General features: G+C 62.8%; 17 protein-coding genes. 6 read left to right on the forward strand and 11 right to left on the reverse strand.

Annotation, left to right across the window (positions count from 1 at the left end; translation table 11 throughout):
* Positions 1 to 34 precede the first annotated feature (34 nt).
* A complete protein-coding gene (locus L0U80_RS11335; RefSeq protein ID WP_233864136.1) occupies positions 35 to 1,219 on the forward strand; it encodes an acetylornithine transaminase in 1,185 nt (394 codons plus the stop codon).
* A 19-nt stretch (positions 1,220 to 1,238) separates the two neighbouring features.
* Positions 1,239 to 1,715 (forward strand): GNAT family acetyltransferase, encoded by a 477-nt coding sequence (locus L0U80_RS11340; protein ID WP_233864141.1) that lies wholly within the window; start codon positions 1,239 to 1,241, stop codon positions 1,713 to 1,715.
* Positions 1,716 to 1,794: 79 nt separating this feature from the next.
* Here L0U80_RS11340 and L0U80_RS11345 read toward each other — a convergent pair whose 3' ends face one another.
* The 7 genes from L0U80_RS11345 to L0U80_RS11375 form a co-directional block, all read right to left on the reverse strand.
* Positions 1,795 to 2,511, reverse strand: a complete 717-nt coding sequence (locus tag L0U80_RS11345; RefSeq protein WP_233864143.1) for an ABC transporter ATP-binding protein — start codon at positions 2,509 to 2,511, stop codon at positions 1,795 to 1,797.
* A complete protein-coding gene (locus tag L0U80_RS11350) occupies positions 2,511 to 3,287 on the reverse strand; it encodes an ABC transporter ATP-binding protein (RefSeq protein WP_233864145.1) in 777 nt (258 codons plus the stop codon). Before L0U80_RS11350 ends, L0U80_RS11345 begins: the two co-directional genes overlap by 1 nt.
* A gap of 19 nt (positions 3,288 to 3,306) precedes the next feature.
* Positions 3,307 to 4,476 carry an ABC transporter permease subunit gene (locus tag L0U80_RS11355; RefSeq protein ID WP_233864146.1) on the reverse strand — a complete coding sequence of 390 codons (1,170 nt, stop codon included), beginning with the start codon at positions 4,474 to 4,476 and terminating at the stop codon, positions 3,307 to 3,309.
* Between the two features lie 16 nt (positions 4,477 to 4,492).
* Positions 4,493 to 5,443: a branched-chain amino acid ABC transporter permease gene (locus tag L0U80_RS11360; RefSeq protein ID WP_233864148.1), complete on the reverse strand. Its 951-nt coding sequence runs from the start codon at positions 5,441 to 5,443 to the stop codon at positions 4,493 to 4,495.
* A 212-nt stretch (positions 5,444 to 5,655) separates the two neighbouring features.
* Positions 5,656 to 5,955 carry a hypothetical protein gene (locus L0U80_RS11365; RefSeq protein ID WP_233864150.1) on the reverse strand — a complete coding sequence of 100 codons (300 nt, stop codon included), beginning with the start codon at positions 5,953 to 5,955 and terminating at the stop codon, positions 5,656 to 5,658.
* Between the two features lie 747 nt (positions 5,956 to 6,702).
* Entirely contained in the window at positions 6,703 to 7,665 is a 963-nt protein-coding gene (gene ispH / locus L0U80_RS11370; protein WP_233864152.1) for a 4-hydroxy-3-methylbut-2-enyl diphosphate reductase, read from the reverse strand.
* Between the two features lie 4 nt (positions 7,666 to 7,669).
* Complete coding sequence (locus L0U80_RS11375) at positions 7,670 to 8,125, reverse strand: FKBP-type peptidyl-prolyl cis-trans isomerase (protein WP_233864154.1); 456 nt, start codon at positions 8,123 to 8,125, stop codon at positions 7,670 to 7,672.
* Positions 8,126 to 8,299: 174 nt separating this feature from the next.
* Between L0U80_RS11375 and radC the strand changes: the two genes are divergently transcribed.
* The 4 genes from radC (at position 8,300) to nadB (ending at position 11,560) form a co-directional block, all read left to right on the forward strand.
* Complete coding sequence (radC, locus tag L0U80_RS11380) at positions 8,300 to 9,085, forward strand: RadC family protein (RefSeq protein ID WP_373322143.1); 786 nt, start codon at positions 8,300 to 8,302, stop codon at positions 9,083 to 9,085.
* A 263-nt stretch (positions 9,086 to 9,348) separates the two neighbouring features.
* Positions 9,349 to 9,582: a 50S ribosomal protein L28 gene (rpmB, locus tag L0U80_RS11385; RefSeq protein WP_027817503.1), complete on the forward strand. Its 234-nt coding sequence runs from the start codon at positions 9,349 to 9,351 to the stop codon at positions 9,580 to 9,582.
* Between the two features lie 10 nt (positions 9,583 to 9,592).
* Positions 9,593 to 9,760, forward strand: coding sequence for a 50S ribosomal protein L33 (rpmG, locus tag L0U80_RS11390; RefSeq protein WP_027794136.1), 168 nt, complete (start codon positions 9,593 to 9,595; stop codon positions 9,758 to 9,760).
* 198 nt (positions 9,761 to 9,958) lie between these two features.
* Positions 9,959 to 11,560, forward strand: coding sequence for an L-aspartate oxidase (nadB, locus tag L0U80_RS11395; RefSeq protein ID WP_233864158.1), 1,602 nt, complete (start codon positions 9,959 to 9,961; stop codon positions 11,558 to 11,560).
* A 72-nt stretch (positions 11,561 to 11,632) separates the two neighbouring features.
* Here the strand turns inward: nadB and nadC are convergent, their stop codons facing one another.
* The 4 genes from nadC to L0U80_RS11415 all read right to left on the reverse strand — a co-directional run bounded on the left by nadC (position 11,633) and on the right by L0U80_RS11415 (position 16,656).
* Positions 11,633 to 12,532, reverse strand: a complete 900-nt coding sequence (nadC, locus tag L0U80_RS11400) for a carboxylating nicotinate-nucleotide diphosphorylase (protein ID WP_233864159.1) — start codon at positions 12,530 to 12,532, stop codon at positions 11,633 to 11,635.
* Entirely contained in the window at positions 12,533 to 13,663 is a 1,131-nt protein-coding gene (gene nadA, locus L0U80_RS11405; protein ID WP_233864160.1) for a quinolinate synthase NadA, read from the reverse strand.
* Between the two features lie 236 nt (positions 13,664 to 13,899).
* Entirely contained in the window at positions 13,900 to 15,096 is a 1,197-nt protein-coding gene (locus L0U80_RS11410; protein WP_233864161.1) for a DesA family fatty acid desaturase, read from the reverse strand.
* Positions 15,097 to 15,282: 186 nt separating this feature from the next.
* Positions 15,283 to 16,656: a mechanosensitive ion channel family protein gene (locus L0U80_RS11415; RefSeq protein ID WP_233864164.1), complete on the reverse strand. Its 1,374-nt coding sequence runs from the start codon at positions 16,654 to 16,656 to the stop codon at positions 15,283 to 15,285.
* Between the last annotated feature and the right edge of the window lie 3 nt (positions 16,657 to 16,659).

A 16,659-nucleotide genomic window follows, 5' to 3' on the forward strand; every position in this document is an offset into this window, starting at 1 on the left:
TCTTTTTTCAGTCCTGAGCGCGGAGCCCGTTGCCATGAATTTTTCCGAGTACCCGACCGATTCGCTGATGTACATCACCAACCGGCCCGATGTCGTTTTCACGCATGGCAAGGGTTCGTGGATCTACGACAACGAAGGCAAGCGCTACCTCGATTTCATCCAGGGCTGGGCCGTCAACAGCCTCGGCCACTGCAACGAAGGCATGATCGAGGCGCTCGAAAAGCAGGCGCGCCTGCTGATCAATCCGTCGCCGGCGTTCTATAACGAGCCGATGGCGAAGCTCGCAGGCCTCCTCACCGAACACAGCTGCTTCGACAAGGTGTTCTTCGCCAACAGCGGCGCGGAAGCCAACGAAGGCGCGATCAAGCTCGCGCGCAAGTGGGGCAAGAAACATCGCGACGGCGCTTACGAGGTCATCACGTTCGATCACAGCTTCCACGGCCGTACGATCGCGACGATGTCGGCAAGCGGCAAACCCGGCTGGGACACGATCTACGCGCCGCAGGTGCCCGGCTTCCCGAAGGCGGATCTGAACGACATCGCATCGATCGAAAAGCTCATCTCGGGCAAGACCGTCGCCGTGATGCTCGAGCCGATCCAGGGCGAAGGCGGCGTGATTCCCGCGACGCGCGAATTCATGCAGCAGTTGCGTGCGCTCACGAAGAAGCACGGCATCCTCCTGATCGTCGACGAAGTGCAAAGCGGCTGTGGCCGTGCGGGCACCCTGTTCGCGTATGAACTCTCGGGCATCGAGCCGGACATCATGACGCTCGGCAAGGGCATCGGCGGCGGCGTGCCGCTCGCGGCGCTGCTCGCGAAGCAGGACGTCTGCGTATTCGAAGCCGGCGATCAGGGCGGCACCTACAACGGCAACCCGCTGATGACTGCCGTTGGCTATTCGGTGATCTCGCAACTGGTTGCGCCCGGCTTCCTCGAAGGCGTGCGCGCTCGCGGCGAGTATCTGCGCGAGAAACTGCTCGAGCTTTCTGCGGAACGCGGCTTCGAAGGCGAGCGTGGCGAAGGTCTCTTGCGCGCGCTGCTGCTTGGCAAGGACATCGGTCCGCAGATCGTCGAAAAAGCGCGCCTCCTGCAACCGGACGGCCTGCTGCTCAACGCCGCGCGCCCGAACCTGCTGCGCTTCATGCCCGCGCTCAACGTGACGAACAATGAGATCGACCAGATGATGGCGATGCTGCGCACGATCCTGGACTCGCTGTAACCGCACGAAGCCGCGAACGATGACCGTCACGATCCGCCCTTTCGCGCAAGCCGATACCGACGCCGTGATCGCGCTCTGGCTGCAGGCGTTTCCCGAGTATCAGGACACGAGCCGGCCGCACCGCGATCCGCGTCTGTCGATCGCGAACAAGCTTGGCACACAGCCGGAGCTGTTCTTCGTCGCCACGCGCAGCCAGCGCGACGAGGGCGACGAGGACAGCGCGCTCGTCGGCACGGTGATGGCGGGCTACGACGGTCATCGCGGCTGGCTCTACTCGCTTGCCGTCGATCCGCTTGCGCGGCGACTCGGTATCGGCACGCTGCTCGTGCGACACGCCGAAGCCGCGCTGGCCATACGCGGCTGTCCGAAGCTCAATCTGCAGGTGTTGCATGACAAGCCCGACGTGCTCGCGTTCTACGAGTCGCTTGGCTATCGCGCCGATGCTGTGGTGAGCCTCGGTAAGCGGCTCACGCCGCCGACACTCGCTAACGCGTAGCGCAAACCACGCACATATGAAAAAAGCCGCATGGGCACCTGGCCCATGCGGCTTTATGTTTGCAGCGTAGAACGATGCCTTATTCGCCGAGGTAAGCGGCACGCACCTTCGGATCGTCGAGCATCTTCTTCGCGTCGCCTTCCATCGTGACGACACCCGAGTCCATCACGTAACCGCGGTTCGCAGCCTGCAGCGCGAGACGCGCGTTCTGTTCGACGAGCAGCACCGTGATGCCCTCTTTCGAGATCTCACGCACGACTTCGAAGATCTTTTCGACCATGATCGGCGAAAGACCCATCGACGGCTCATCGAGCAGCAGAAGCTTCGGCTTGCTGATGATCGCACGCGCCATCGCCAGCATCTGCTGTTCGCCGCCCGAGAGCGTGCCCGCGAGCTGCGCCGCACGTTCCTTCAGGCGCGGGAAGAAGCCGAACATGCGATCGACGTCCTTCTTGATGCCCTCAGCGTCGTTGCGCAGGTACGCGCCCATCTGCATGTTCTCGACGATCGACATGCGCGCGAAAATGCCACGACCCTCCGGCACCATCGCGAGCCCGCGCTTGAGCAGTTCGTGCGCCGGCACGCCCTTGATCGACTTGCCGTTGTATTCGATGTCACCGGCGCTATAGGGCTTGAGGCCCGTAATCGCCTTCATCGTCGTGGTCTTGCCTGCGCCGTTCGCGCCGATCAGCGTGACGAGTTCGCCCTCCTTCACTTCGAGGTCGACACCCTTCACGGCCTGAATGCCGCCGTAATTGACCTGCAGGCCCTTGATCTTGAGAATTGCGTTCGCCATCAGTGCACTCCTGCGCCCAGATATGCCTCGATCACCTTCGGATCCTTCTGCACGTCATGCGGAAGACCTTCGGCGATCACCTTGCCATAGTCGAGCACTGTCATACGGTTGCACAGGCCCATCACCAGTTTCACGTCGTGTTCGATCAGCAGGATCGTCTTGCCGTCCGCGCGGATCTTGTCGAGCAGGCGCGTGAGTTCGACCTTCTCGGTTGCGTTCATGCCGGCCGCCGGCTCGTCGAGCGCGAGCAGCTTCGGATCCGTCGCCAGCGCGCGTGCGATCTCCAGACGGCGCTGGTGACCATACGAAAGGTTGCGCGACGTGTAGTCGGCGTACTGCGAAATGCCCACGTATTCGAGCAGTTCCAGCGCGCGCTCCTTGATCTCGCGCTCTTCCTGACGCTCCGAAGGCGTCTGGAACACGGCGCCAAGCAGCCCGTGCTTCGTGCGCACGTGGCGGCCCACCATCACGTTCTCAAGCGCGGTCATGCCGCCGAAGAGACGGATGTTCTGGAAGGTACGCGCGATACCCGCCTTCGCCACCTGATAAACAGCGGTCGGCGTGTACGACTCGCCGTCGAGCTTGAAGTCGCCCGAATCCGGCGTGTAGAGGCCGGTAATCACGTTGAAGAACGTCGTCTTGCCGGCGCCGTTCGGGCCGATCAGGCCGTAGATCGTGCCTTCCTCGATCTGCAGGCCAACGTCCGAAAGCGCCTGCAGGCCGCCGAAGCGCTTGTTCACGCCCTTCACGGACAGGCGGATGGGTTTGTTGCTCATATGGTTTTCTCCCTGTCCGTTATGCGCGCACCGGCTTCTTGCCCGCGCGCTTCGCGATCTTCGCAATGCGGTCCTCATGTTTCGGCGCAGGCCACAGGCCCTCCGAGCGATACAGCATGATGACGACCATCGCGAGGCCGTAGAGCAGCTGGCGGATCACTTCGGTATCGACGATCTCGTGGCCGAAGATCGCGTGCTGCAGCGGCCCCATCGTCGAACGCAGGAATTCCGGGAACACGGCGAGCAAAACAGCACCGAGGATCACGCCCGGAATGTGGCCCATACCGCCCAGCACGACGCACGCCAGCACCACGACCGATTCCCAGAACGTGAACGATTCCGGCGACACGAAGCCCTGGAACGCACCGAACATCGCGCCCGACAGGCCGCCGAACGACGCGCCCATCGCGAATGCCAGCAGCTTGACGTTACGCGTGTTGATGCCCATGGCCTTCGCGGCGATTTCGTCTTCACGGATCGCGGCCCATGCACGGCCGATACGCGAGTGCTGCAGCCGCGTACACACCCAGATCACGAGCAGTGCGCAGAGCACGAACACGAAGTAGTACGTATACACGGACGTGAACTGGAAACCGAACACCGATATCGGCGCCGCGAGGCTGACGCCGCCTACCTGAAGCGGTGCGACGCCGGTGATGCCCTGCGGCCCGTTCGTGATGTTCAGCGGACGGTCGAGGTTGTTCATGAAGATACGAACGATTTCCCCGAAACCGAGCGTCACGATCGCGAGATAGTCGCCGCGCAGACGCAGAGTCGGCGCACCGAGCAGCACACCCGCGCCGGCGGCAAGCGCCATCGCGACCGGAATCACGATCCAGTACGGCGTATGCATGCCGCCCGGGAACATGGCCGCGATCCACTCGAACTGGTTCGCAAGGTGCGGCGACGTCAGCAACGCGGCCGTGTAAGCGCCGACGGCGTAGAACGCGATGTAGCCGAGGTCGAGCAGACCCGCGAAGCCCACCACCACGTTCAGGCCGAGCGCAAGCATCACATAGAGCATCGCGAAGTCGAGCACGCGCACCCAGTAGTTGCCGCCTGTGGCGCCCACCACGAACGGCAAGGCGACGACGAAGATCGCGGTGACGATGCCCACCGTGAGGGTCTTCGTCATGTTCTTCTCGGGGATGAGCGTCGTCGACGGCTCGATCGGTTGAATTGAAGTCATTTTGCTCTACTCCCTCTTATGCGCGGTCGGCGACACGTTCACCCAGCAGCCCCGACGGACGGAACACGAGCACGACGATCAGAACGATGAACGCGAATACGTCCTGATAGTTACTGCCGAACACGCCACCGGTCAGACCGCCGATATAGCCTGCGCCGAGCTGCTCGATGAGACCGAGCAGCACACCGCCAACCATCGCGCCCCCGAGATTGCCGATACCGCCCAGCACCGCAGCAGTGAACGCCTTCATGCCGGGAATGAAACCCATGTAGAAGTGCGCGTTGCCATATTCCGAAGCGATCATCACGCCGGCCAGCGCGGCCAGCGCCGAGCCGATCATGAACGTGGCCGAAATCACGAAGTTCGGATTCACGCCCATCAGGCTCGCGACGTTCGGGTTCTCGGCGACGGCGCGCATCGCGCGGCCGAGCCGGGTCTTGTGAACGAGGAGAAGGAGTCCGGCCATCACGAGGAACGCGACGACGATGATGACGATCTCAGTGGGCGAGATCACGGCGCCGACACCTGTCTCACTCGGCTTGATCACGTTGATCGGATCGGTGGAGATCAGCTGCGGGAAGGCCAGCGGATTGCGGCCCCAGATGATCATGGCGAGCGTCTGCAGCAGGATCGACACACCGATCGCAGTGATCAGCGGCGCGAGACGCGGCGCGCGGCGCAACGGCCTATAGGCAACCTTCTCGATCGTGTACCCGACGACCGAACAGACCGCCGCGGCGATGACCAGCGCTATCGCCAGCGTGGGAATACTCCCGAGACCCGGGAAATGGTTCTGCAACACCGTGATGGCGGACAGCGCGACCATGGCGCCGACCATCAGGACGTCACCGTGCGCGAAGTTGATGATGCCCAGAATCCCGTACACCATGGTGTAGCCCAGTGCGATGATGGCGTAGACGCTGCCAAGCACCAGCCCATTCAGGACCTGCTGGATGAAGATATCCATTTATTGCTCCTTAGCCCGTGCGACCGGATTCGCGCTGTTCATCGGCCGGTGGGCGATGGTTCACGAAAACCGCAACGACACTCTCGGGTACTGAAGTAAAAGACCGGTTACGGTTAGTCACATCCGGCTCGCATCGCCGCTGTGTTGCAGCAGCACACTCCCCGGAAGTGGATGCAAAAACGGCACCGTCGGATGTTTCGGTGCCGTCAGGTTCAACTACCTGTCACCTTCGTGGCGACGCCATGGCGAACAGCCTGCTGGTCGCTCATGGTTGCGTCGTACGTCGTGACTCCCTTTTTCGGGCCATCTTCGCTGCCCGCGCCGTCCGAAAACGCCGCATTGCTGCGCGCGGCTTCGGCGGAACCTGCAGACGTTCCCCACGCCCGCGCCGCGCCATCATCGCCGATGGCAACGGCGCGCACTCTGCGATCCGTCACGAAAATGGCGCTCGCCGGGGTGCGTGCAGCAGCAAGTTGCATGCCATTCGTCATGTCAACTGGAACAACGATCATGCCGCCCCCGTTCGCGGCACGCGCCAGAATGTGACGCGGCCAGCCGGTTTCGCCGTCATGTCCGGAACGCGCATCGGACCCTGCCGGGCATGCTGACCTCATAGATGCAGCGTCCCTACCCGTCCTGGCACTGTCGCCGCACCGCGAATTACGCGGCGCAACCGCAGTTGCCGAAGACGCGGAATAAGCAAACTCGACTTGCATCAATCAGGTCTCCTGCGCCTTCCGAATTCCACGCCAAAAGGCTGCCAAACCTTCAGGACGCGCGCATTGTAACTCCAATTATGCGACCGGCAATATTGTTGAACCGGCAGGGTTTTCCTGCATTGCAACCGTATTTCGAGATACACGAGTGCAGCTGGTTGCACCTATGGTTGCTCCTTTTTCTGCACATCAGTTGCGCTATATCTGCTGTCGCCCACATCAAGTGTTGCAAACGGCAACCGGAGGGCCTTGTCAGAAGGTCTTCTGTGCCACAACGTGGGACACGAGTAAGCGTCCGGTTGCTACGCACCACATCGATGCAAATTGGATTTTATGCGGCGACGGGGGTGCATAAAAAATGGGGTCATATTTTAAATTTTTCCCGTCATCGCGCCTGAAAAGGAGAGAAAAGCCGACACGCCGCTGCGGTTACCCCGATTCGACACGCGATAGATCCCCATTTAATGCCGGACCCGATCCATGGATCGGGTGGCAAAAAAAAGCGCGCCGGTGGCGCGCTTTGTCCTTTCGAGTCGGGATGCCTCAGGCCGACATGCCCAGCCCTCGCGGCAACGGAAACGCGATGTTTTCCTCGATTCCGTCCAGCGCACGCACGTTGCGCACACCCAATTCGTGCAGACGCCGGATGATCTCCTGCGCAAGCGCCTCTGGCGCCGACGCACCGGCCGTCAGACCGATACGGCGCTTGCCCACCAGCCACTGCGGGTCGATCTGAGCGGGCGCATCCACCATATAGGCGGGAATACCGCGCTTCTCGGCGACTTCGCGTAGCCGGTTCGAGTTCGAGCTGTTCGGGCTGCCGACCACGATCACCACATCGCACTGGGGCGCCATGAACTTCACTGCGTCCTGGCGATTTTGCGTCGCATAGCAGATGTCCTGCTTCTTCGGCTCGCGAATTTCAGGAAAGCGCGCCTTGAGCGCTTCGATGATTTCGGCCGCGTCGTCGACCGAGAGCGTGGTCTGCGTGACGAACGCGACGCGCGCCGGGTCGCGCAACTGCAGCGCCTCGACGTCGGCGGCATCCTCGACGAGATACATGCCCTCCGCCGCCTGGCCCATCGTGCCCTCGACTTCCGGGTGTCCCTTGTGGCCGATCATCACGATGTCGAGGCCCTCGTCGCGCATCTTCGCGACCTCGACGTGCACCTTGGTCACGAGCGGGCAGGTCGCGTCATAGACGCGCAGCCCTCGCGACTCGGCATCCATGCGCACCGCTTTCGATACGCCGTGCGCACTGAAAATGACCGTGCTGCCGGACGGCACTTCATCGAGCTGCTCGATGAAGATCGCCCCTTTCTTGCGCAGATCATCGACAACGTACGCGTTGTGAACGATCTCGTGGCGCACATAGATAGGTGCGCCGTGCAACTGGATCGCACGCTCGACGATCTCGATGGCGCGGTCAACGCCGGCACAGAAACCGCGCGGCTGCGCGAGCAGGATTTCTGCGTCGGCGCTAAGGGACGTGTCCGTGTAACTCATGGGCTTACAGGATTCCGATGATTTTCACTTCGAACGCAACCGCCTGGCCTGCGAGCGGGTGGTTGAAATCGAACAGTGCAGAGGTCTCGTTGACCTCCTTGAGCACGCCGGCATAGCGGCCGCCGTCGGGTGCATTGAATTCAATCAGGTCGCCGGGGTTGAATTCGTCACCCACCATGCCGTTCTCGCGCAGCGTTGCAAGCGAGACGCGCTGGACCAGGTCTGGATTGCGTTGACCGAACGCCACGCCCTGCTCTAGCTGAAAGGTCGAGTGGTGCCCCACCTTCAGGCCCAGCAAAATATCTTCCAGCGGCGGCGAAAGCTGCCCGGCGCCGAGCATCAGCGTGGCCGGCCGCTCGGAAAACGTGTTGACGAGTTCCGTGCCATCGGCAAGCGCGAGCCGATAGTGCAACGTTACGTGGGAGTCGGGTTTCACCTCGGAGATATCGATGATGCTCATGCGGTACTCATTTTCATCTGGTCGCGCCCCAAGGCGCACGCGCCATGAGGCGCCAGCCCGGCTGCGGTGACGCAGCCGCAAAGTCACTATTGTAAGCCACATATCCGGGGCGGTTGGGACGTGTGTACGAACGGCCGCAGCACGGCCGCCGCACCGCGCGTTCCGGGCCGCTCCATGGAGGTCACGATGCTGGAAGCAGCCTGCGCGAAGCCAGACTGGCGAGGCGCGGAAATCCTGAACGGTACCGTTCCCGCCATACCCGCAGCGAGACGCCCACGAACCAGCGCCGTGGACGCTGCGGCACGTTACCGCGGTATGCCGCGGGAACGGCTGCGCGCGTTCGGACCAGGTGCACTCTCCAACATTGAGTTGCTCGCCTTGCTGCTCGGTTCCGGCTTGCCGGGTCATGATGTCTTCGACGTCGCACGCTCGCTGCTTGAGCATTTTGGTTCGTTGCGCGTGATGCTCAACGCGCAACGCGAGGAATTCGATGGGCTGCGCGGCATCGGCGACGCGAAAGGCGCCAAGCTGCTCGCGGTGTTCGAACTGGCCCGGCGCGCACTGGCCGAGCAACTGGACGACAAACCTCTCGTGGACACGCCCGGCGCCGTAGAAGACTATCTGCGCCTGCAGATCGGCGCCCGCCCCTACGAAGTGTTCGTCTGCCTCTATCTGGACATACGCCATCGCCTGATCCGCGCCGAAGAAAGCTCCCGCGGCTCGCTCACGCGCATGGTGGTGTATCCTCGCGAAATCGTGCGGCGCGCTCTGATGCTCAACGCCGCGAGCCTGATCGTCGCGCACAACCACCCTTCCGGGGCGGTGCACCCGAGCGCGAGCGACCAGCGCCTCACGCGGGTTCTGCGCGAAACGCTCACGCTCGTCGAAGTCCAGTTGATCGATCATCTCGTGATCGGCGCGCGCGATACCTACTCGTTTGCCCGCAACGGCTGGAACTGACAGGCATCCGCAGGGCGCAGTACAGCCGCAGTACCACTTCACCGATGCGCAAAATGAGTTTGATTTTCCTGCTCTTTTTCTGCTAGAATTACGGTTTGCCTATTTCCACCCCTGTTTCCGAAGCCCTTCAAGGCGTTCCAGGTGGGAAAATGTGCCGGGTTCGAGGTTGTCTCTCATCCATACGTGAGTTTCTCTTGCCCGTCATGTCTTGCCTGGGAAACTTCGATGGCCCTCGAACTCAGAATTACCGTAGGAGTGCTCTCATGGCACGAGTATGCCAAGTGACTGGGAAAGCGCCGATGAGCGGCAACAACGTTTCCCACGCTAACAACAAGACCAAGCGTCGTTTTCTCCCGAACCTGCAGAACCGCCGTTTCTGGGTTGAAAGCGAAAACCGTTGGGTGCGTCTGCGCATCTCCAACGCAGGCCTGCGCCTGATCGACAAGAACGGTATCGACTCCGTGCTCGCAGACCTGCGCGCACGCGGCGAAATCTAAGGAGTAAATCATGGCCAAGGGCGTCCGCGACAAGATCAAGCTGGAATCGACTGCAGGTACGGGTCACTTCTACACGACCACGAAGAACAAGCGCAACATGCCGGAAAAGATGTCGATCAAGAAGTTCGACCCGGTTGTGCGCAAGCACGTCGAGTACAAGGAAACCAAGATCAAGTAACTTGATCTGCTTCCGAGCCTGACGAAGACCGAAAACCCCGCATTCGTGCGGGGTTTTTCTTTTTTCGCGGCCGGCAAGACACCTTTGCCCATCTGGACTTTCATGCTGCTTTTCCTTCGGTCACCGTTCGGAGTATGCTTCCCGCTTCGTCGGCCGCACCGCGCGCCGCAGTAGAACAAGAGATGGAGAAGCAGGACCATGAATTTTGATGTTGCGATCGTCGGTAGCGGGCTCGCTGGCTTGAGCGTCGCGCTGAACCTCGCCGACACGCGGCGCGTCGTCGTGATCGCGAAGCGCGCTGCATCCGAAGGTGCGAGCGATCGCGCGCAAGGCGGCATCGCCGCTGTGCTCGATTCGGCCGACAGCGTGGAGAACCATGTCGGCGACACGCTCGTCGCTGGCGGCGGTCTGTGCGACGAAGGCGCAACGCGCTTTATCGTCGAGCATGGCCGCGCGGCCATCGAGTGGCTGATCCAGCAGGACGTGCCGTTCACGAAGGACGCCGCCGCCGAACTGGGCTTTCACCTGACGCGCGAAGGCGGCCACAGCCATCGCCGCATCATCCACGCCGCAGACGCGACGGGTCATGCCGTGTTGCAGACGCTCATCGAGCGCGCACGGGCGCACCCGAACATCACGATGCTCGAGGACTATCAGGCGATCGACGTCATCACGTCCGACCGCCTCGGCTTGCCCGGGCGCCGCTGTCACGGCCTTTACGCGCTCGATCTGCAGAACGATCGCACCGTGACGATCCAGGCGCCGCACACCGTCCTCGCGACGGGCGGCGCCGGCAAGGTCTATCTCTACACGACGAATCCCGACACCGCGACCGGCGACGGCATCGCCATGGCCTGGCGCGCTGGTTGCCGCGTGGCGAACATGGAATTCATCCAGTTCCACCCCACGTGTCTTTTCCACCCGCACGCGAAGTCGTTCCTGATCTCCGAAGCCGTACGCGGCGAAGGCGGCGTGCTGCGCCTGCCCGACGGCACCCGCTTCATGCCCGCGCACGACCCGCGCGCCGAACTCGCGCCGCGCGATATCGTTGCGCGCGCGATCGACTTCGAAATCAAGAAGCACGGCATCGACTGCGTGCATCTCGACATCAGCCACCAGCCCCCGGCTTTCCTGGAAGAACACTTTCCGACGATCCTCGCGCGCTGCCGCGAGTTCGGCATCGACATCACGAAGGAACCGATTCCCGTCGTGCCGGCCGCGCACTACACCTGCGGCGGTGTCGTGACCGACCTCGCGGGACGCACCGATCTCGCGGGCCTCTACGCGGTCGGCGAAACGTCGTACACAGGGCTGCACGGCGCGAACCGGCTCGCGAGCAATTCGCTGCTCGAGTGTCTCGTGATTGGCCGCTCGGCGGCAGACGCGATCGAGGCAGAAGGCTTCGGCGCTTCCGCACACGCGCCGCTGCCCGACTGGGACGAGAGCCGCGTGTCGGACTCCGACGAAGAAGTCGTCGTGGCCCACAACTGGGACGAGCTGCGCCGCCTGATGTGGAACTACGTCGGCATCGTGCGCACGGACAAGCGGCTCGAGCGCGCCCAGCACCGCATCGCCCTCTTGCGCGACGAAATTCTCGAGTACTACGCGAATTTCCGTGTGACGCGCGATCTGCTGGAACTGCGCAATCTCGTGGAAGTCGCATCGCTGATCGTTGAAAGCGCGCGCTCGCGACGCGAGAGTCGCGGGCTTCACTACAGCCGTGACTGGCCGAATACGCTGCCGAAAGCCCTGCCGAGCGTTCTCTCGCCCGAGCACGTGCGCAACCGCACGGTCAACTGAGCGCGTTAGCGCCGCAAAAGCAAAGGGCCGCCTCGCAAGAGGCGGCCCTTTTTGCATTCCAGTCGCGTACGCTCAGACGATCCGCATTGAAAAGTCGGTGGCGCGCACGTCCTTCGTCAGTGCACCGATTGAAATGCGGTCGACGCCCGTTTCGGCGATCGCGCGCACGGTGTCGAAATTCACGCCGCCCGAGCCTTCCAGCACCGCGCGGCCGGCCGTGAGCCGCACCGCTTCGCGCATCGTGTCGATCGCCAAGTTGTCGAGCAGGATCGACTTTGCGCCGTGTGCGAGCGCTTCATCGAGTTCAGCGAGCGTCTCCACTTCGATCTGGATCGGCACGCCTGCGTTCAGTGCGAGCGCGGCATCCATCGCGGCGCGCACGCCACCTGCGGCAGCGATGTGGTTTTCCTTGATGAGGATCCCGTCATAAAGCGCGAGCCGCTGGTTCGCACCGCCGCCCACGCGTACCGCGTACTTCTGCGCGAGACGCAGGCCTGGCAGCGTCTTGCGCGTGTCGACGATGCGTGCCTGCGTGTGCGCGATCGCGTCCACATAGCGGCGCGTCGCGCTCGCCACACCCGAAAGCATCTGCAGGAAGTTCATGGCGCTGCGCTCGGCGGTGAGCAACGCACGCGCCGGGCCGCGCAGCGAGCAGACCGTCGAGTCGACGCTCATGCGATCACCTTCGCGATAGTGCCAGCGCACTTCGATGCGCGGATCGACGCCGCGCACCACGCCGTCGAACCACAGCACGCCGCACAGCACCGCTTCCTCGCGCACGATGATGCGCGCGTCACGCATTTCGTCGGCGGGGACCAGGCGGCCCGTTTCATCGCCGGTGCCAATATCTTCCGCCAGCGCCTCGGCCACGTTGCGCGCTATCGCGGCATCGAGCGCTGCACCGTACTGCGCACGTACCTCGGCCAGCAACGGCGACGCCGCCTCAACGCCGATCAGCTCCATCGCACCCATTTACGCCGCCCCCACATTTGAGAAAAGTGCGCCATCGCGCGCGAGGTCACCGCTCGCCTGCACGCGGCGCTTGTGCTCGGCCGCGAACGCGAGCATGCGGTCGATCGGCAAGCGTGCGCGCTCGCCCAACGCGGCATCGACGAAGATCTCGTTGTGGCCACGCTCGAGCACGTCCGCGAGATTTTCGAGGCCGTTCATCGCCATCCACGGGCAGTGCGCGCAGCTCTTGCAGGTGGCGCTGTTGCCGGCCGTGGGGGCCTCGATGAAGGTCTTGCCCGGAGCGGCGAGGCGCATCTTGTGCAGAATGCCGAGGTCGGTCGCGACGATGAAACGCGTGGCATCGAGCTTCACGGCCGCGTCGATCAGCTGCGTGGTCGAGCCGACTACGTCGGCCAGCGCGACGACGCCCGCCGGCGACTCGGGATGCACGAGCACCTTCGCGTCCGGATACTCGGCGCGCAGCAAATCGAGTTCAATGCCCTTGAACTCGTCGTGCACGAGGCACGAACCCTGCCACATCAGCATGTCGGCGCCGGTTTTCTCCTGGATATAGCCGCCGAGATGACGGTCCGGTGCCCAAAGGATCTTCTCGCCCTTCGCGTGCAGGTGCGCGACGATCTCGAGACCGATCGACGAGGTCACCATCCAGTCGGCGCGCGCCTTCACTGCGGCGCTCGTGTTCGCATAGACGACGACGGTGCGGTCCGGATGCTCGTCGCAGAACGCGGAAAATTCGTCGATGGGGCAGCCGAGGTCGAGCGAGCAAGTCGCGTCCAAATCCGGCATCAGGATGCGCTTATTCGGACTCAGGATCTTCGCGGTCTCGCCCATGAAGCGCACGCCCGCCACGACGAGCGTCTGCGCGTCGTGATCGCGGCCAAAGCGCGCCATTTCGAGCGAATCGGCAACGCAACCGCCGGTTTCGTCCGCCAGCTCCTGCAATTCAGGATCGACGTAATAGTGCGCGACGAGCACCGCCTTCTCTCGCTTGAGTAGCGCGCGGATGCGCTCTTTCAATGCAACGCGCTGTGCCGCGGACGGCGCATCGGGCACGCGTGCCCAAGCCTGTCCGACGCTGCAGACGGTGCCCTGCGGGCGGTCATATTCGACCTTCCTGATCACCTGATTCATGATGTCCTCTGTCGACCCTGGATAGCGCTTTAGCTGTCGGCCGGAACTCAGTGCTTTGGCACTGACTCCGCGCCCATGCAGAGCGCTTCCTCTGGTCCCATGCAAGTTCGTTGCTGCCTGCCGCCTGGCCGCAGAAAACCCCTGCAAACAGCGCAGGTTTTCGCGGCCCCAAAAGAAAAACCCCGCCAGCGCGGGGTTTTGTGACGTACCTGAATTCTAATTGATTTTCTAACGTCTCATGCGTAGCGGCGAAGGCGCGAAGCAAATTCCTGGAGCGCCTGGATACCGCTTTGCTCGGCACGATGACACCAATCCTGCAGCTGCGTGAGTAGTTGTTCGCGCGAGGCGCTCGAACGCTCCCAGATCGCCGCGAGCTCGTTACGCAGTTCGATGAACGTGCGCAGCTTCTGGCTGTTCGCGAAAATCTGCGGAAGCTGGCGCTTCTGCGGCTCGTCCAGGTTCGCTTCATCCTTGTCGAACCACTTGCGCGCGCCGCGCATCAACTGGTACTTCTCGCGCGCGCCGGCTTCCTTCAGGTGCGCGAGCTCCTGGCGATACGCCTGCTTCACGGCCTTGGCGTAACGCGCCATCACTTCGTAGCGATTCGACAGCACGGCCTGCAGCGTTTCCTGGTCGAGCACGAGCTTGCCCTGAGTGAGACGCGGCGACGGCGCGACCTTCTTGACCTTGGCCAGCCCGACGGATTGCATCATCCGGATATACATCCAGCCAATGTCGAACTCGTACCACTTGTTCGAGAATTTCGCGGAAGTCGCGAACGTGTGGTGGTTATTGTGCATTTCCTCGCCACCGATGATGATGCCGATCGGGAACAGGTTCGTGCTGGCGTCCGCGTAATTGAAGTTGCGATAACCCCAGAAGTGGCCAATACCGTTGACGACGCCTGCCGCCCAGAACGGAATCCACGCCATCTGAATGGCCCACACGGTCAGCCCGACCGCGCCGAAGAGCGCGACGTCGATCACCATCATCATGCTCACGCCGAGGACCGAATACTTCTTGTAGACGTTGCGCTCCATCCAGTCATCGGGCGTGCCGTGGCCGTAGCGGCGCATCGTCTCTTCGTTCTTCGCTTCCGCGCGATACAGTTCCGCACCCTGGAGCAGCACCTTCCAGATGCCGCGCGTCTGCGGGCTGTGCGGATCTTCTTCGGTTTCGCACTTCGCGTGGTGCTTGCGATGGATCGAGGCCCACTGGCCCGTGAGCATGCCGGTGGTCATCCACAGCCAGAAACGGAAGAAGTGGCTCGCGATGGGATGCAGGTCGAGCGCACGGTGCGCCTGGCAACGGTGCAGGTACACGGTCACGCCGACGATCGTGATGTGCGTGACGACGGCGACGAATAGCAGGATCTGCCACCACGAGAAATGCAACAGCCCGTGGGCCAGGAAATCGAGCAGGGAATTCAACAAGGTCTATACCCGTGGAACGAGGGAATTCGGCAACTTCGGTTTTGCAAGGTCGCCGGAGTCAGGAAAATGAAAGCGTTGGAAACGCCTGGACGGCATTCTACTAGAACCGCTCCAAGTGTTTGTAACAAATAGGAATTCTTTTCTATCCGCCCGCGCTCGTCAACGCAGGAATACGCGGATGCGGCGCTATGCTACACCGTTTTTCTGCGCCATTTTGTCGCATGCGGGCGGCTGCGTTTGCGCGTCCGGTTCCGGTGCACGAGGCGCCTCTTCCCCGCCGACGATCCGGACCTCGCGCTGCGGAAACGGAATCGAAATACCGTGTTCCTTGAAGAGACGCCAGATATTGACGTTCACGGCCGAACGCACGCCCGCCGTGCCCTTGGCGGCATCGGCAATCCAGTAACCCAGTTCGAGGTCGATGCCGTCTGCGCCGAACCCCACGAGATACGGGGTCGGAGCCGGATCGACCAGCACACGGTCCACGCCCACGGCCGCGCTGGCGAGCAGCGGCATCGCGAAATCGAGGTCCGTGTCGTAGGCGACCTGTACCGCCGCCTTCGCGTAGCCGCGCGTCAGGAATGACGACTGGTTCTGCACGACGTCGGTGATGAGCTTTTCGTTCGGAATCAGCGTCTCCACGCCGTCGAGGCCCCGCACCACCGTGTAGCGCGTGCGGATCTGCGTGACCTTGCCTGCGAGACTGCCCACGTTGATCGTGTCGCCAAGACGCAGCGAGCGGTCGATCAGGATGATGAAGCCCGACACGTAGTTGCTCGCGATCTTCTGCAGCCCGAAGCCGAGGCCGACGCCGAGCGCGCCGCCGAACACGCCCAGCACCGTGATGTCGATGCCGACAATCGAGAGGCTGAGCAGTACCGCAGCGAACATCAGCAGCGCGCGCCCGACGCGCGCGAGCACGACGCGCACGTTGGCGTCGAGGGTGGTGGCGCGCATGAGGCGGTCTTCGAGCGCCGAGCCCGCCCAGATCGCCACGACCATCGTTACGCCGACCCACAGCACGCCGCTTTCGAGAGAAAGCAGGGTGACGTGCGCGGTGCCGATACGAAAGCGCACGCTCGCCATCCAGTCGAGCACATCGTCCTGGATGCCGAGCACGGTCAGCACCATGGCGACCCAGACGACCAGCGAGACGACCTTTTCGACGATGGACAGCAGCGCGTGCGTTTCACCCTTGCTGCCGAACGCCCGTCGCGCCAGGAAGAACACGATGTAGATGAGCCCGATGCCGAGCAGCGGCACAAGCGCGAGATTGAGGAGCGACGTGTGGATGAAGTTGCTCGCGATCGCGCCTGCGATCCAGACGCAGCCCGCGCCGATGAGCGGAAACAGGGCCTTGCTGAGACTCTCCGCGCCGAAGGGCAGCGTGCCGTAGCGCTTCTGGCGCCGCCTTTCGAGGGCACGCCGCGTGACGCGCGCGAGCACAAAGGCCACGACGAGCGCGACGACCAGCACGCCCGCCTGCCAGAGCATGACTGGCTGGCCGAAGTCGCGGAATACGCCGCCCAGCATGTGGGACAGCAAACGGTTCTCGATCATGAT

The organism is Paraburkholderia adhaesiva, from assembly GCF_021390575.1.
Lineage (GTDB): Bacteria > Pseudomonadota > Gammaproteobacteria > Burkholderiales > Burkholderiaceae > Paraburkholderia > Paraburkholderia adhaesiva.

Bases quoted from the DNA above. Each gene is read 5' to 3' on its own strand.
- L0U80_RS11335 (WP_233864136.1), top strand. From the start codon at position 35: ATGAATTTTTCCGAGTACCCGACCGATTCGCTGATGTACATCACCAAC.
- L0U80_RS11340 (WP_233864141.1), top strand. From the start codon at position 1,239: ATGACCGTCACGATCCGCCCTTTCGCGCAAGCCGATACCGACGCCGTG.
- L0U80_RS11345 (WP_233864143.1), bottom strand. From the start codon at position 2,511: ATGGCGAACGCAATTCTCAAGATCAAGGGCCTGCAGGTCAATTACGGC.
- L0U80_RS11350 (WP_233864145.1), bottom strand. From the start codon at position 3,287: ATGAGCAACAAACCCATCCGCCTGTCCGTGAAGGGCGTGAACAAGCGC.
- L0U80_RS11355 (WP_233864146.1), bottom strand. From the start codon at position 4,476: ATGACTTCAATTCAACCGATCGAGCCGTCGACGACGCTCATCCCCGAG.
- L0U80_RS11360 (WP_233864148.1), bottom strand. From the start codon at position 5,443: ATGGATATCTTCATCCAGCAGGTCCTGAATGGGCTGGTGCTTGGCAGC.
- L0U80_RS11365 (WP_233864150.1), bottom strand. From the start codon at position 5,955: ATGATCGTTGTTCCAGTTGACATGACGAATGGCATGCAACTTGCTGCT.
- ispH (WP_233864152.1), bottom strand. From the start codon at position 7,665: ATGAGTTACACGGACACGTCCCTTAGCGCCGACGCAGAAATCCTGCTC.
- L0U80_RS11375 (WP_233864154.1), bottom strand. From the start codon at position 8,125: ATGAGCATCATCGATATCTCCGAGGTGAAACCCGACTCCCACGTAACG.
- radC (WP_373322143.1), top strand. From the start codon at position 8,300: ATGGAGGTCACGATGCTGGAAGCAGCCTGCGCGAAGCCAGACTGGCGA.
- rpmB (WP_027817503.1), top strand. From the start codon at position 9,349: ATGGCACGAGTATGCCAAGTGACTGGGAAAGCGCCGATGAGCGGCAAC.
- rpmG (WP_027794136.1), top strand. From the start codon at position 9,593: ATGGCCAAGGGCGTCCGCGACAAGATCAAGCTGGAATCGACTGCAGGT.
- nadB (WP_233864158.1), top strand. From the start codon at position 9,959: ATGAATTTTGATGTTGCGATCGTCGGTAGCGGGCTCGCTGGCTTGAGC.
- nadC (WP_233864159.1), bottom strand. From the start codon at position 12,532: ATGGGTGCGATGGAGCTGATCGGCGTTGAGGCGGCGTCGCCGTTGCTG.
- nadA (WP_233864160.1), bottom strand. From the start codon at position 13,663: ATGAATCAGGTGATCAGGAAGGTCGAATATGACCGCCCGCAGGGCACC.
- L0U80_RS11415 (WP_233864164.1), bottom strand. From the start codon at position 16,656: ATGATCGAGAACCGTTTGCTGTCCCACATGCTGGGCGGCGTATTCCGC.